At 44.2% G+C, this 14,262-nt stretch carries 14 protein-coding genes; 2 read left to right on the top strand and 12 right to left on the bottom strand.

Annotated elements, in window-relative coordinates:
- Positions 1-6: 6 nt before the first annotated feature.
- From vxrB to C1S73_RS23530, 6 genes are all read right to left on the bottom strand, one after another.
- A complete protein-coding gene (gene vxrB / locus C1S73_RS23555; RefSeq protein ID WP_038870712.1) occupies positions 7-669 on the bottom strand; it encodes a response regulator transcription factor VxrB in 663 nt (220 codons plus the stop codon).
- A complete protein-coding gene (gene vxrA, locus C1S73_RS23550; RefSeq protein WP_161625078.1) occupies positions 644-2,065 on the bottom strand; it encodes a sensor histidine kinase VxrA in 1,422 nt (473 codons plus the stop codon). The genes vxrB and vxrA overlap by 26 nt, the downstream gene beginning before the upstream one ends.
- A 220-nt stretch (positions 2,066-2,285) precedes the next feature.
- Entirely contained in the window at positions 2,286-3,680 is a 1,395-nt protein-coding gene (gene pntB, locus C1S73_RS23545; protein WP_038870708.1) for a Re/Si-specific NAD(P)(+) transhydrogenase subunit beta, read from the bottom strand.
- Positions 3,681-3,692: 12 nt separating this feature from the next.
- A complete protein-coding gene (locus C1S73_RS23540; protein WP_038870707.1) occupies positions 3,693-5,249 on the bottom strand; it encodes a Re/Si-specific NAD(P)(+) transhydrogenase subunit alpha in 1,557 nt (518 codons plus the stop codon).
- Between the two features lie 435 nt (positions 5,250-5,684).
- Complete coding sequence (locus C1S73_RS23535; protein ID WP_038870705.1) at positions 5,685-5,966, bottom strand: HlyU family transcriptional regulator; 282 nt, start codon at positions 5,964-5,966, stop codon at positions 5,685-5,687.
- A gap of 50 nt (positions 5,967-6,016) precedes the next feature.
- The gene (locus C1S73_RS23530; RefSeq protein ID WP_038870703.1) at positions 6,017-6,385 is read right to left on the bottom strand and encodes a late competence development ComFB family protein; all 369 of its coding nucleotides are present in this window, start codon (positions 6,383-6,385) and stop codon (positions 6,017-6,019) included.
- 255 nt (positions 6,386-6,640) lie between these two features.
- Between C1S73_RS23530 and C1S73_RS23525 the strand changes: the two genes are divergently transcribed.
- Positions 6,641-7,885: a GGDEF domain-containing protein gene (locus C1S73_RS23525; protein ID WP_038870701.1), complete on the top strand. Its 1,245-nt coding sequence runs from the start codon at positions 6,641-6,643 to the stop codon at positions 7,883-7,885.
- A 45-nt stretch (positions 7,886-7,930) separates the two neighbouring features.
- Here the strand turns inward: C1S73_RS23525 and C1S73_RS23520 are convergent, their stop codons facing one another.
- From C1S73_RS23520 to C1S73_RS23510, 3 genes are all read right to left on the bottom strand, one after another.
- On the bottom strand, positions 7,931-8,905 hold the full coding sequence (locus tag C1S73_RS23520) for a Solitary outer membrane autotransporter beta-barrel domain (RefSeq protein WP_038870699.1): 975 nt from the start codon (positions 8,903-8,905) through the stop codon (positions 7,931-7,933).
- Positions 8,906-9,034: 129 nt separating this feature from the next.
- Positions 9,035-10,021 (bottom strand): Solitary outer membrane autotransporter beta-barrel domain, encoded by a 987-nt coding sequence (locus C1S73_RS23515; protein WP_373863214.1) that lies wholly within the window; start codon positions 10,019-10,021, stop codon positions 9,035-9,037.
- Complete coding sequence (locus C1S73_RS23510) at positions 10,021-10,980, bottom strand: diguanylate cyclase (RefSeq protein ID WP_038870907.1); 960 nt, start codon at positions 10,978-10,980, stop codon at positions 10,021-10,023. The genes C1S73_RS23515 and C1S73_RS23510 overlap by 1 nt, the downstream gene beginning before the upstream one ends.
- A 184-nt stretch (positions 10,981-11,164) precedes the next feature.
- On the opposite strand from C1S73_RS23510, the gene C1S73_RS23505 reads away from it, so the two are divergent.
- Entirely contained in the window at positions 11,165-11,602 is a 438-nt protein-coding gene (locus C1S73_RS23505) for a DUF3069 domain-containing protein (protein ID WP_038870697.1), read from the top strand.
- Positions 11,603-11,676: 74 nt separating this feature from the next.
- Here C1S73_RS23505 and modC read toward each other — a convergent pair whose 3' ends face one another.
- The 3 genes from modC to modA are packed head-to-tail and all read right to left on the bottom strand — an operon-like array spanning position 11,677 to position 14,233.
- Complete coding sequence (gene modC, locus C1S73_RS23500) at positions 11,677-12,783, bottom strand: molybdenum ABC transporter ATP-binding protein ModC (protein ID WP_038870695.1); 1,107 nt, start codon at positions 12,781-12,783, stop codon at positions 11,677-11,679.
- Complete coding sequence (gene modB / locus C1S73_RS23495; protein WP_038870694.1) at positions 12,780-13,469, bottom strand: molybdate ABC transporter permease subunit; 690 nt, start codon at positions 13,467-13,469, stop codon at positions 12,780-12,782. Before modB ends, modC begins: the two co-directional genes overlap by 4 nt.
- 11 nt (positions 13,470-13,480) lie before the next feature.
- The gene (gene modA / locus C1S73_RS23490) at positions 13,481-14,233 is read right to left on the bottom strand and encodes a molybdate ABC transporter substrate-binding protein (protein WP_038870693.1); all 753 of its coding nucleotides are present in this window, start codon (positions 14,231-14,233) and stop codon (positions 13,481-13,483) included.
- Positions 14,234-14,262: the final 29 nt, after the last annotated feature.

Below are 14,262 nucleotides of genomic sequence, written 5' to 3'. Positions count from 1 at the left end.
TTGCCGTTACGCTTTCATCTTGTAACCAACGCCACGTAGCGTTTCGATTTCTAGACCCGGTAGCTTTTGACGTAACTGAAGTACGTGAGTATCTACAGTACGCGTTGTTGGGAAATGGTTGTAACCCCAAACGTGATCTAATAATTCATCACGTGTAAATACGCGACCTAAGTTAGATGCCAAGAACAGCAGTAGATCGAACTCGGTACGAGTCAGTGTGATCATTTCACCTTGGAATACGACTTCGCGAGTTGCGCGGTCGATCTCAAGGTCTTTGGTCATCACTTTGTCTGCATTACCCTGTTCCGCTGAATCTGGTGCGCGAAGTTGTGCTCGGATACGCGCAAACAGTTCCGCTTCTGCAAATGGTTTTGTTAAGTAATCGTTCGCACCAGAATCTAAACCCGCAACTTTATCTTTTACAGTAACCAGTGCAGTAAGAAGGATTACAGGGATATCTTTAATTTTTTTCCATTCAGGAAGAGATTGTACTGAGTCGCCGTCTGGTAGTTGGCGGTCCAGAATGACTAAGTCAGCCTTTTTCCATTGTGGCTCAACGTCTGAAATACGCTCCACATGTAAACACTCATATCCTGCTTGTTCCAGGCTTACTAACAGGCCGTCAGCCAAGTTTTTATCGTCCTCAACGAGAAGCAGTGTCTGTTTCACAAGGTATCTCCAATATAAAGGTTGTAGGTGGTCCCATTAGGGACATTTTTCCGCCCATGCGGCCTACCATTGATTCAACTATTGTTAATCCAAGCCCTAGTCCGCTCTTACTTACGAACGGCTTTCTTAGGTTTGCCCAATCTTTTGCAGTTAAACTGCCGGCATCTATGACTTGGATAATGATTTTATCCGCACTGGTTTCTACACATAGTTCGACCGGTGCTTTACCGTACTTCAATGCGTTTCGTAACAAGTTATCGATACAGGTTCCGAGCCAATACACGTTAACTTTAGCAGCTACATCTTCGTTTATTTTGAAAAGTACAGCGTTATCAAATTCTTCTTCAATCTTATATTCTAGCCATTCTGCAACAGAAGGAACCCAGTCTGTTGCAAGCATTTGGTTATCAGATTGCAAATAATCTTTACTTGCCTCTGCTAACTGGCGTAATCGGCGCGTATCTTCGCATAATCGACGAAATTCGTCGTAAACGGTTTCTGGAAGATGTTCGAACTCACGACGGAAACCTTCAACGGTTAAAGACAAAGACGCAATCGGCGTTCTTAGTTCGTGAGTAAGAATTTGCAGCACCAACATGCGACTGCGCATTTCTTCTCGTTTGCTGTTCCAGCGATACACTGCCCAGCCGATCACCAATAAGATGTTGGCAATCACAAGAATGATCATGCTGATCCGCAACACTTGCGAGTGATCTTCTACATCCCAACAAATGTTACCGCGTTTCACAAAGCAGCTTCGGCTTTCTGATGCGAGTCCGTAAGACAGACCAGCATTCGCAACGTTTTCTTGCCAAACATTTTTAGAGAAAACGAAGTAGTGATCACCGCGGCGTAGCCAAAGCTCCTTCCCTTCAATGAACATGCTCGCACCAGCGATGAGTGCGTTTATTGCATCATCATCCATGCTTTGCAAGCTTTCTAGCAGTTCGTCGCCATCGTCGTTAGTGCGCTCTTTAATGTGCATGTACTGTGCAAGCTTAGGGCGCAGTTCTGGATATTTCTCAGCATAACGAGCTGCGTAAGTGCCGCCTCCTGGGTGAATCAACCCACTACGAGAAAACCAACGTGGTGTGAGTTGCGTTCCTTTACATAAGGCTCGAGTAAACACCAAAGGTTCCGTAATTAAAGGACTTAACGGCAGTTTTCCGCGACATGTGTTCGCCAAGCGATACAGTTGTTGAATGTCTTTTAGCGGATAATCGGCCGTTTGTGGCAACATTGAGTCCGGTGAAAGCAACTTGGTTGGGTAGTTTGATTGCAGTATGCGTATGTCATACGATTTAAGGGCTACTTCATAATTAAATAGCTCTGTAAACGTATCTATTCGTTCTGGTAATGAATCTGCAAATGCGCTTGCCGAGAAAAGTGGCAGCATTAAGGCAGAACGGAGCAAAAACTGTTTAATCAAACTGTTACCGGTACTTGTTACATTAGCCAGAACTATACATCAATCTAAAAACAAATGACATTAGGCAGCTTAAGGATTTGCAGTACTATAACATTGAAAGCCCACAAAAAAAGGCCAGCGAATGCTGGCCTTGATGAGTTTTAAAGCAAATACTTCCATTCGAAGCAGATGCTGATGTCCCCTACGCTTACAGTGCTTTGGAGATTGCTTCTACGCTCTCTTTCGCATCACCGAACAACATCGATGTATTCTCTTTAAAGAACAGTGGGTTTTGAACGCCTGCGTAACCTGTATTCATTGAACGCTTGAATACGATGACATTTTGCGCATTCCAAACTTCTAATACTGGCATACCAGCAATCGGGCTGTTTGGATCTTCTAGTGCCGCTGGGTTTACTGTGTCGTTTGCGCCGATGACCAGAACCGTATCTGTTGCTGGGAAGTCGTCGTTGATTTCGTCCATTTCTAGTACGATGTCATACGGTACTTTAGCTTCAGCCAATAGAACGTTCATGTGACCAGGTAGACGGCCAGCTACTGGGTGAATACCAAAGCGAACTTCAATGCCTTGAGCTCGTAGCTTGTCTGTGATCTCATGTACTGGGTATTGAGCTTGTGCCACTGCCATCCCGTATCCTGGGGTGATGATTACGGACTTCGAGTTTTTCAGCATTTCAGCAACTTCTTCAGCTGATGTTTCGCGATGTTCCCCCTGTTCTTCGTCACTTGAAATCACTACTTCTTGACCGAAGCCGCCTGCAATTACGCTTACAAACGAGCGGTTCATTGCTTTACACATGATGTAAGAAAGGATGGCACCTGAAGAACCAACCAGCGCACCAGTCACGATCAATAGATCGTTTGCTAGCATGAAGCCTGCTGCTGCAGCCGCCCAACCGGAGTATGAGTTCAGCATTGAAACAACAACCGGCATATCTGCACCACCTATTGATGCCACTAAGTGGTAACCGAATGCAAAAGCAATCAGTGTCATCAAGATCAGTGCGAACATGCTGCCGTCTGCTTTTACGAAGTAAATCATAAGCAGTGTTGAAACAACGATCGCAGCGAGGTTCATCTTGTGTTTGTGAGGTAGGTTAAGTGGTGAAGAAGAAATGACCCCACGAAGCTTACCAAACGCTACGATAGAACCAGTAAAGGTTACCGCACCGATGAACACACCAAGGAATACTTCTACAAGGTGGATAACGTGCTCTGCGTGAATACCAGCAAGATCTGTTGATACTGGTGCTGGTGGCTCTAGGTAGCTGTTGTAACCAACAAGTACCGCGGCCATACCCACGAAGCTATGTAGAATCGCAACCAATTCTGGCATTTCTGTCATTTCTACTTTCTTCGCGTAGTGGATACCAATACCACCACCGATCACCATCGCGATGATGACCCATGCAAAGCCTTCGGCACCTGGGCTGAAAATTGTCGCAATAAGCGCAATTGCCATACCAGCAATACCGTAGTAGTTACCATTTCGTGCTGATTCTTGTTTAGAAAGTCCCGCGAGACTTAAGATGAAAAATAGCGCAGCAATAATGTATGCCGCTTGTACTAATCCTGCAGACATTGGTAACTCCTATTATTTGTCTTTGCGGAACATTTCAAGCATACGTTTGGTCACGGTAAAGCCACCAAAGATGTTTATGCTTGCAATGAGAACAGCAATGAATGATAGGAAGGTAACTACACCATTACCTTGACCAATTTGCAGTAGCGCACCCACTACGATGATGCCGGAAATCGCGTTTGTTACCGACATAAGTGGTGTATGCAGTGCGTGAGTCACGTTCCAAACTACGTAGTAACCTACCACACACGCCAATACGAAAACGGTGAAGTGTGATAGGAATGCAGCCGGAGCGACTGATGCAACCCAGCCAAACGCACCCAAACCAATAACCAGTGGTGCGAATTTCTTAACTGGTGAAGTTGGCTCTTCAACTTTCGGCTCTTTTTTGACCGGTTCTTGGGTTTTTGCTTGTGGTTGAGCAGAAACTTGAATCGGTGGTGCCGGCCAAGTGATTTCGCCTTCTTTCACGACGGTCACACCACGTAACACAACGTCTTCAAAGTCGATATCGATGTTGCCATCTTTCTCTTTGCACAACAGTTTTAGAAGGTTTACAAGGTTGGTTGCGTAGAGCTGAGAAGATTGCGTTGGCAGACGGCCTACCATGTCAGTGTAACCAACGATTTTTACGCCATTGGATGTCGTGATGACTTTGTCTTTTTCTGTATATTCACAGTTACCGCCATTGGCAGCCGCCAGATCAACGATCACGCTGCCCGCTTTCATGCTGTCGACCATTTCTTTGGTGATCAACGTCGGTGCTGGGCGGCCAGGAATTAGCGCCGTAGTGATGATGATATCAACATCTTTCGCTTGCTCAGCGTATAGCTCAGCCGCTTTCTTGTTGAACTCATCAGACATTTCTTTAGCGTAACCGTCACCTGAGCCTGAGTCTTCTTTGAAATCTACCGTCAGGAACTCAGCGCCCATCGATTCGACTTGTTCTTTCACTTCAGGACGAACGTCGAACGAACGAACGATTGCGCCAAGGCTACCAGCCGCACCGATTGCTGCTAGTCCTGCGACACCTGCACCTGCAACTAACACTTTAGCCGGTGGTACTTTACCAGCGGCAGTAATTTGGCCAGTGAAGAAACGACCGAATTCATGAGCAGCTTCAACCACTGCTCGGTAACCGGCGATGTTAGCCATAGAAGAGAGTGCGTCTAATGCTTGCGCACGTGAGATACGAGGAACGGAGTCCATTGCGAGAACGTTGATGTTCTTGCTTGAGAGCTGTTCCATTAACTCCGCGTTTTGCGCTGGCCAGATAAAGCTAACCAATGTTGCGCCATCTTGTAACAACGCGATCTCATCGATGCCATTTTCTTCATCAACATGAGGCGCATTCACTTTAAGAATTAAGCCTGATTGCCATACTTCGTCGCTAGATACAATTGTCGCCCCTGCTGCTTCATAAGCCGCATTGTCGAAACTGGCTAGCACCCCCGCTTGTGATTCGATTGCGACATCGAACCCCAACTTAATTAACTGCTCAACCGATTTAGGTGATGCAGCTACTCGCGATTCACCCGCGAGTATTTCTCTAGGTACACCGATTTGCAAAACGCATACTCCTTGTATACATATCAATAATTAGTCCCAAAACAGAGCGTTGCTCTACTCTAATTCTTTTTTATTTCTATCTGTTTACTACGCAAGAAAACGCAAACGAATGATGGTGTTTTGGGTCACCCATTTGCACAGTCAAATCTTGACTAACAGCCCTGTTATTCTTCTGTTTTTAACGAACGTCCATCATGACTTCAAGTATTTTGTAATAAAAATACTAAATTTCATTACATATAACGCTAAGTAATGAATAATTCTCTACTTCGCACTGAAAAATAACAACGATTAGCGCCACTAGACAGAGGTCTAACCAGATGAATGTTAAGTGGTTAATTTAACAGGTAATTAAGCCACAAAAAGAAAGAGAGCCATCAGCATATACACTAATGGCTCTCTTGGAGATGATTCGAATCAAGTTGCAGTGAGTTCTTAATTGAAGATTTTTTCACCCATTTGGTCGATGAACATCTGCGCTTTTTTCAGCATCAGCTCGTTGGCGTCTTGTTCTGACCCTATCAAGTCGGAACGAATAAAGCGGTGGGTTTTCACTTCTCCATCGAACTCTTTCTCAATCCGTCCTGCAATGCGGTACTGACCACTTTCTGAAATACTCTCTTGGTAAATCAAAAAGCCTTTATATTCGACGGGGTCTACGGTTTTAACTGCGGCAGTTTTATCACCACCACCAAACAAGCGCGAAAAGAATCCCACAATTCCTCCTTGGGCATGCCTTATCTATTTAAGACTGATTAAGACACTCATTACTTAATGTTGACGTTGAGAATTGGCTTCTCAAACCAATCCAGTTCTTTGTCTTCATCATAACTGGTATGCGAGAAAATTACAGGTACATCATTGTTACGATTCGTGCGTCGATCTTCTTGCACCATTGCTGCTGCATTTTCTACCGCGATATAGACACTATCTTTAAACTGCGTCAGTTTACGCTCAGGTAGAGCAGACAGAAAATCGATATCATGGCGGATATAAACTGGTTTTAATTGGATCAGCGCCAAGCAAGCGATGTCAGCTAACTGTTCATGATCAAACTGATCGACGTATCGCTCTGAAGAGAGTTCTTGCCCTACGAGGGTCTCCATATAATTGTGTACATCTGAACTGATTTGCATCGATTTTTCTCCTTTGCTCAACACTACGAAATTATAGCAGTCACAACTATCGTGCAACTTGTTGATTGGTCTTAATTTAATCAACCTCTCTCTTTTTGTAATCATCGACTGTAAAACACTTGGAAAATTCGCAAATACACGTATTCTTGTTAGTTTTGAAAGCGTCAGAATATATACTGCCCACACACGGTATTAATTGAATGCTTAATGTAACTCTTTAGATATACTCAACTATTTGCAGGTGATTTGTAGTAGATGGCTTCATCTTTAATGACCTCTCCAGGCTTTCGGTTTCTATTTCCAATAATACTGTTGGGTATGATCAGCTTGGGTATGGATAGCATCATTCAGATGACTCAGTCTAACTGGGGCATTGCTTCGAATTTGCCATATATTTTGTTGGGCTGTGCGCTGTTAATGTGTTACTCATTCAAGCAAGGTCGCGAGTCTATGGTTTGCATTGCCATGCTACTTGCCTACTTCGTAATCCAACATCGCCTACAAGTTCCGCTTCAAACGGGAACTGCGCTTTTAGAGCTCACCATTTTAGCGAGTCTTTTACCCGTCTCTTTCCTAGCGGTGTTTCTGTTCAATAAAGAAGGTTTCGATTCCAAAGCCACGTTAGCCTACATTTTTGTGCTGGTTATGTTTGTCTTTTGGTCCTATGTGACGCTGACCTATTACGTAGAAGGTGGATTCGATGAGTGGACCAATGGCATCTTGTTTATTGTTCCCAAGGTTTCCAAACTTCCTCTAGTACTTGTGCTCTATTGCGTTGGTATTGTGTGCTTCCTTGGCATTTTGGTGCTGAAGAAGAATAAGATCATTCATGCGATGACTTACTCTGCGATGGTGTTAGCCTCGGCGACGTTTATCTTCTTCGACGTCCAATATATCTCTAGCACCATGTTTACACTAACGGGCCTATTGATCATCATTTACTCCACATCGGCGAGCCATCAACTGGCTTTTACTGATAGCTTAACGCTCATTCCTAGCCGTCGTGCGTTGGATCTGGACCTTAAGCATATGGGACGTAAGTTCACCATTGCGATGCTGGATGTTGATCATTTTAAGAAGTTTAATGACACCTACGGCCACGACACCGGTGATGATGTGTTAAAGATGGTGGCTTCGCGCCTAATGAAGACACAAGGTGGAGCAAAGGTGTATCGTTTTGGTGGTGAAGAGTTCACCATTGTCTTTAAAGGTAAGTACACCGAAGACTGCGAAGCTCATGTGGAAGAAGTTCGCGAATTGATTGCTGAATATGAAATGATTCTACGCGATCAAGACAGTCGACCTGATGACAACAAACAAGGCCGCAAAAAGCGCGGAAGTGCTGATTCAAAGAAAAAGACCGTATCTGTCACTGCGAGTTTTGGGGTTGCAGACAGCCGTAGTGCACGAAACCCAACTGACGTGATTAAACTTGCTGATGACGCCCTGTATAAAGCCAAAAAAGCGGGCCGAAACTGTGTGAAGTTCTGCCACGCTTAATTGTCCTATTTTCTGCTTACAAGAGTCGTTGAAATCTGAAAAGCGTTAAACTTGGTTGAAGAACATGACCAAACTACCCCCTTTAAACGCACTGCCATAGTTGAGACTCATCCCTACACCTATGTTCACCACAAATGGGATTTTAATCGGTGGTGTCATAAGCCAACCCATACTCGCTTCATAGTAGTGATCCGTGTTTAACGGTTTCTTGGTATCGCCACCTATGTCAACTCGGTTGAAGCTGGTATAAAACGACTGAACCATGTTTTGCCATATCGCTAGACGGTGAAAGACCTTTACGCCATTAACCCAATACCAGCCTTCAGGGTTAATTACGTTGTCACCTTTTCCGAGATTGACACCAACGCCGTTAAAGTAATGTGGTGAAGACCAAAAGTACCATTGACCAAAATGACCATAAGGGCTGTATTTTAGTGTCGCATTGACCTCGCCGACCATTGCTAACGCGTTGGTATTGACATAAATACCATCAATTTGGTCACGATAATCCTCCAACGTATCACTACGATAAGCGTAATCATTTTGGTAGTACATGATGTGCGTTCCCGCCGCTGCGCCCAACGTGATATTGCGATTCAAATAAGCCTCTTGCTCAACTTCTAAGTAGCCACCTAAAACAAGCTCATCAAGGTCGTCAGGAGTGTCGGCATTTAACGCGGACACTTTTTGTTGAGAAGAAAGCAGGTAGCCTCGCCCGTTCACGTTTGTCTGGTATGGGGAATAACGGTAATTGCTCGCCGGGATACTGAATGGCAACGACAATACGGAGATTTTCTTCCGAAGGTCGACGGATTCGTTATCACCTAAAGAATCATCATCGAGATTGAGGTATTCGTTAGGGTCAAAGTTTGAGAAGCCAAAGGTGAACACATCACTGTCTGAAAGGACAATGCTGGAGGCGAAGTTATAATCGAACTCTTTTTGCAGCTGCTTTTCAACGGTGCTGGAATAAGATGAAGTAGAAGCGAAACACATCGCCAAACAAGCCAACTTACGCATAACTTTTATAGGTTTGTTATTGTCGTTCCATGACTTGGTTTATGTGCTTATGTTCCTATTAAGCAAAATGGGGCGCGATTTTGGCTCGCCGAGTGAGGAAATGCAATGGTTTTCTTTGCCATTGCGGAATTACTCCTGATTAAAGAACAAAACAAGGCTTCCGCCTTTTAGTGCACTGCCGTAATTGACGGACAGACCGAGACCTATGTTATCAATCCATTCGCTTTTAAACGGTGGTGTCATTAACCAACCAAAGCTTGCTTCATAGTAGTGTGAGGTATTCATCGGTTTACTCGTATCACCGCCAACATCAACTCGATTGAAACTGGTGTATACAGACTGGACGGTTCTGCCCACTTTGGTGATGTCGTAAAACAATTTGACGCCGTTCACCCAATACCAGCCTTCTGGGTTTCCTATATCGCCATTATTTCCTTCGCCCCAACCCATTCCATAAAAGTAATGTGGCGACGACCAAACGTACCATTTCCCCCAATTTTCATTTTCGAGGTACTTGAGTTCTGCGTTGACCTCTCCGACCAACGCCCAAGCATCGGTATTGAGGTAAACTCCCTCTATATAAGGCTTAAGGTTATCGAGCGCATCACTACGGTAAGAATACTCGTTGCGGTAATACATCAGGTGAGCTCCGGCGGCGCCACTCAATGATAGATGTTCTGTGAGTTGGTTTTGTTGTTCAATTTCGGTGTAAGACCCTAAGATAAGCTCTTTGTTTCGATCGGGCACTTTGTCTTCATTGACGGTCACATCTTGGTCGATACCTAACGCATATAATCGACCTTTGAGATTATATTTAACTGGGGCAGTTTTATCTTCAGAAAGAGATAAGTGATAAGGGAGTGTGGACAGCGCAACCTGTTTTCTCAGGTCGACAGAGTCTTGGGTACCAATATCTTCATTATCAATATTAAGATATTTATTGGGGTCGAAATCATGAAAGCCTAAGGTAAAGACATCACTGTCAGAGAGCACAATGCCAATCGCGAAGTTGCGCTCAAACTCTTTTTGTAGCGTTTGCTGTACGGGATTTGCTTGACAAAAACCAGAAATAAGTGACATTGTCACTACAATGATTTTAAAATTAAGCTTCTGAATCAACTAGCATTTACCACAGTGTATGTATTTCTTCCTAGAGACTTTGACGAATAAAGCGCTCTATCTGCCGTTGCGTACAATTCTGCTATGTTGTCTTTACCTGTGGGTTGAAAGGCAAAGACTCCTTGTGACACTGTCACTCTATTTGCAATACTAGAATATGCATGTGGATAGTCGAGGAAGTACATGGCCTCTTGCACGCGTTCAGCTTCCCTTTCTGCAGTTTTCGCATCCGTGCTATTGAGAAGAATGACAAATTCCTCCCCACCATAGCGCCCAACATACTCTCCAGAACGACAGAACGTTGCTTTGAGTTGATTTGCAATCGCTTGCAGACAGCGATCCCCTTCTATGTGCCCATAGTTGTCATTGAACGGCTTAAAGAAATCAACGTCGAGTAAGATGAGGGCCATTGGCATATGATGACGGCCATGCCAAGCAATCATGGTTTCAAACTTTTGATCGATATAGCGGCGGTTATACAACTTCGTTAGACCATCTTCATTGGCTTGCTGTTGTAATCTTGAGTTCATATCTTCTAGTTGTGCCGTCGCCTGTTTCAGTTCTCGTCTCATGTGAGCAATACGTTGCATTGCCATCAACTTAGAATTAAGAACAAGCTTGTCGACAGGTTTGATGAGGTAATCATCCCCGCCGGCCTCAATAGCTTTGGCGATCATTTCTGGTTCCTCATGGCTACTGAGGAAGATGATTGGGATCCAGTCCGGGAACGTTTCTCTGATATGAAGTGATACTTCAAAGCCATTCATGTCTGGCATAGCGATATCTAACAGAACCAGTTCTGGGTCGAAGCTTTCATAAGTATTTAATGCTTCTAGACCACTTCCAACGGCTTTAACAATATGACCTTGTTGTTTCAAACGGATAGCCAACTGCATTCGATCCAGCTGAACGTCATCAACCAGTAGAATGCGCATCGATGTCCCTGTCGGTTGCATAGCGCGTCCCATTCTTTTGTAAGTCTTTATTAAACATATATCATACTCACGAGGTTGTTGCATTACGCCACTCATTTAGTGCTATATTTTTTTGTTGAGTGGTCACGGAATCAAATGCTTCTTATGGTAGCTATTTGATGCATTTGGTATTAATATTCCCGCCTTTTGTAACGAGAGACACACCATGTCAGAAGCAACTAACAACGAAAGCAAAAAAATCGATCTAGAAACCATTTCTCCTGAACTACGTAAAGTTATCGAATTTGACGAAGTTCCAGAGCAAATGTTCGAGATGGTTACCTCTATCCATGAAGTGTCTGAAGAAGCTGTTCGTGCGTCTTGGGACGAAATGCCTGCAAGTGCACAAAACATTCTGGACAACTTTGAGCAATTCCACGCTCTAGTAACGGTTGGCCAAGCATTCGCTGGTCTAAACGTAATGGAAGAATTCCCAACGCTTAATCTGCCTGAAAACATGACAGATGAAGACAAAGAAGACTACCGTTCTCAACTTCTTGACAATGTTCTTCACAACTGCGTGAAAGACATGGTTAAGCAACTTAAGAAAGCGCGTCGCGATCCTCTTCTTAAGCGTGAATTTAAAGAAGTATTTGTGAAGTAATTCTTCCCATTTACTTCAGTTAAGTTAAAGGCCGCAATTGCGGCCTTTTTTATTTCGTATAATCTGGTTACGCGCTAGTGATGCGCCAACGAGATATCTCTCTGCGTTACACTGACCCCTTTTACTTGTGCGTACACCATGTCACCGACTTTTAAATTCAAATCATCCAACGCCCAAGGCGTAATGGTCGCCCATAAGTGGCAGTCAGTATCTAACTTCAGCGATACCGTAATACTTTGTTTGTCTTCGCCAGCATTGAATTCTTCAATGGATGCAACGGTCGCTGACAGTACATTACGAATAGACGTCGCAACTGGTTTTTCCAAAGCTATAGAGACATCATTGGCACGCACTTGCAGGCGAATTGACGTATCTGGCTCACCATCGACCTTTTGAACCCACAAACAAGCCTTTGGTGCGAGCTTTACGCACGTTAACGCGTATTTGTCATGATGGGTCGCAATTTTGCCCTCAAACAAGCTACTGTGATCGGAAAATGACTGCCACGGACGCATCGCATGAGACGCCCACACTTCTTCAAGCTTACCTGACGTCATGATTCGTCCCTTGTCGAGAATCGAAAGGTGTTGGGCCAAGCGTAGGATTTCTTGCAAGCTATGCGTAACGTACACGATCGGAATGTTGACCTGCTCAGACAACTCTTCTAAAAATGGCATGACTTCTCGCTTACGTGGCATATCTAAGGAAGCCAAAGGTTCATCCATCAAAAGCAGATTAGGCTTAGAAAGTAGTGCTCGCGCAATGGCTACACGTTGCTTTTCACCGCCCGACAAAGAAACTGGGAAGCGTTTTAATAGTGGTTTAATAGCAAGTAATTCTGTGACCTTATCGAAATACTCTTCATCTTTTTCTACAACACCATAGAGCAAGTTTCCTTTTACTGAATAATGCGGAAACAAGCGAGAATCTTGAAATACATAACCAATTTTGCGCTTATGCGTCGGTAGATTAATACCCGCATCACTATCGAAAAGGATGTGCTCGCCAATCGCCACTTTGCCTTGCTGTGGTGTAACTAATCCACTAATAACGTTAATTAGAGTCGTTTTTCCGGCGCCGGAACGACCAAATAGCGCACTTATTACGTTACGCGGTAACGATAGATTAATGTCAAAGTTGGTTTCACCAAGTGATTGTTTAAATTGAATTTCTATACTCATCGCTTGGCCCCCAGACGCGCTGCGGCTTTACGATTTAACCATTCTGAGATCATTAACGTCGACAGAGCTAAGGCAATAGAAATGATGCACAAGCGCGCGGCCTCCATTTCAGCACCAGGCGTTTCTATAAAGTTGTACATAGCTAGTGGGATGGTTTGCGTTTCCCCTGGTATGTTCGAAACGAAGCTGATAGTGGCACCGAACTCTCCTAAACTGCGTGCAAACGAGAGCATGGTACCAGTGATGATTCCAGGAATAGTTAACGGAAGCGTAATTGTGACAAAGACTTTAAACGGCGACGCTCCGAGGGTTGACGCTGCGTGTTCTAATTTGGGGTCAACCGTATCTAAACTCAATCGGACCGAACGGACCATTAATGGTAAGGCCACGACGATACAGGCGATGACGGCCCCCTTCCAGTTGAAACTGAATATTAAACCAAAGTGTTCATATAGCCACCCACCCAAGTATCCTTGACGACCGAGAGAGATCAGTAGCAAATAACCAATAACCACAGGAGGTAATACGAGTGGAAGATGAATCAAGCTATCTAATATGGACTTACCGATAAACTCTTTTCTAGACAGTAACCAAGCGAGAGCTACGCCTATTGGAATCAACCAAACGACGGCATAGGTGCCGACTTTTAGGCTTAGCATTAAGGCTTGGTATTCAAGTTCTGACACTCTGATCCCTTTTATTGAAAACCGTAATGAGCAAAGACTTGTTTTGCTTCATCCGACTTCAAGTACTGGAAGAATTGTTTTGATTGTATTGAGTCTTTCACAATCGCGCCTGGGTAAACGATGTCTGCGTGGGTATCGCTTGCAAATTCTCCAACTATTTTCACCTTAGTTGTCAATTGTGCATCCGTTTTGTAGACCACTCCCAACGGGGCTTCCGCTCGCTCTACTAGCGCAAGTGCAAGACGAACGTTCTTTGCTGGAGCAATTTGACGTTCTAGTACTTTCCACACGCCAAGGTTAGTTAAAGACTCTCTTGCATACATTCCGGCAGGAACGGACACTGGATTGCCTAGAGCAAGGCGGTTGCCGTCCAGTGCCTCATTCCAAGCATCAGCATCAGAGAAATCAAATGTTGCAATACTGCTATTTTGCGGCGCAATGACAACGAGGGAATTTTGCACTAAAGTAGTGACGTTGTCACTCTTTACGGCTTTTGATTTTACTAGGTAATTCATCCATTTAGTGTTTGCAGAGATAAACACATCGGCTGGTGCGCCATTTAGAATTTGGCGAGCAATGGATGATGAACCACCGTATACAGGTGTGACTGATACATCGTATTTTTCCTCGAATTTTTGAGCAATATCATCAATCGCATTAGTCATTGACGACGCTGCATAAATTTTTAAGTCAGTTGCCGCGTTTGCTGCTGATGAAACGCTCAATATTGCCACTAGGCAAGCATGAATTTTCCATGCTTTCATAAAAACACTCCGGTGCTAGACAGGCAGAA

The sequence above is a fragment of the Vibrio jasicida 090810c genome, assembly GCF_002887615.1.
In the GTDB taxonomy this organism is placed as follows: Bacteria; Pseudomonadota; Gammaproteobacteria; order Enterobacterales; family Vibrionaceae; genus Vibrio; species Vibrio jasicida.
The sequence above is the reverse complement of the archived record's forward strand: the minus strand, read 5'-3'. Positions and strand labels throughout refer to the sequence as shown.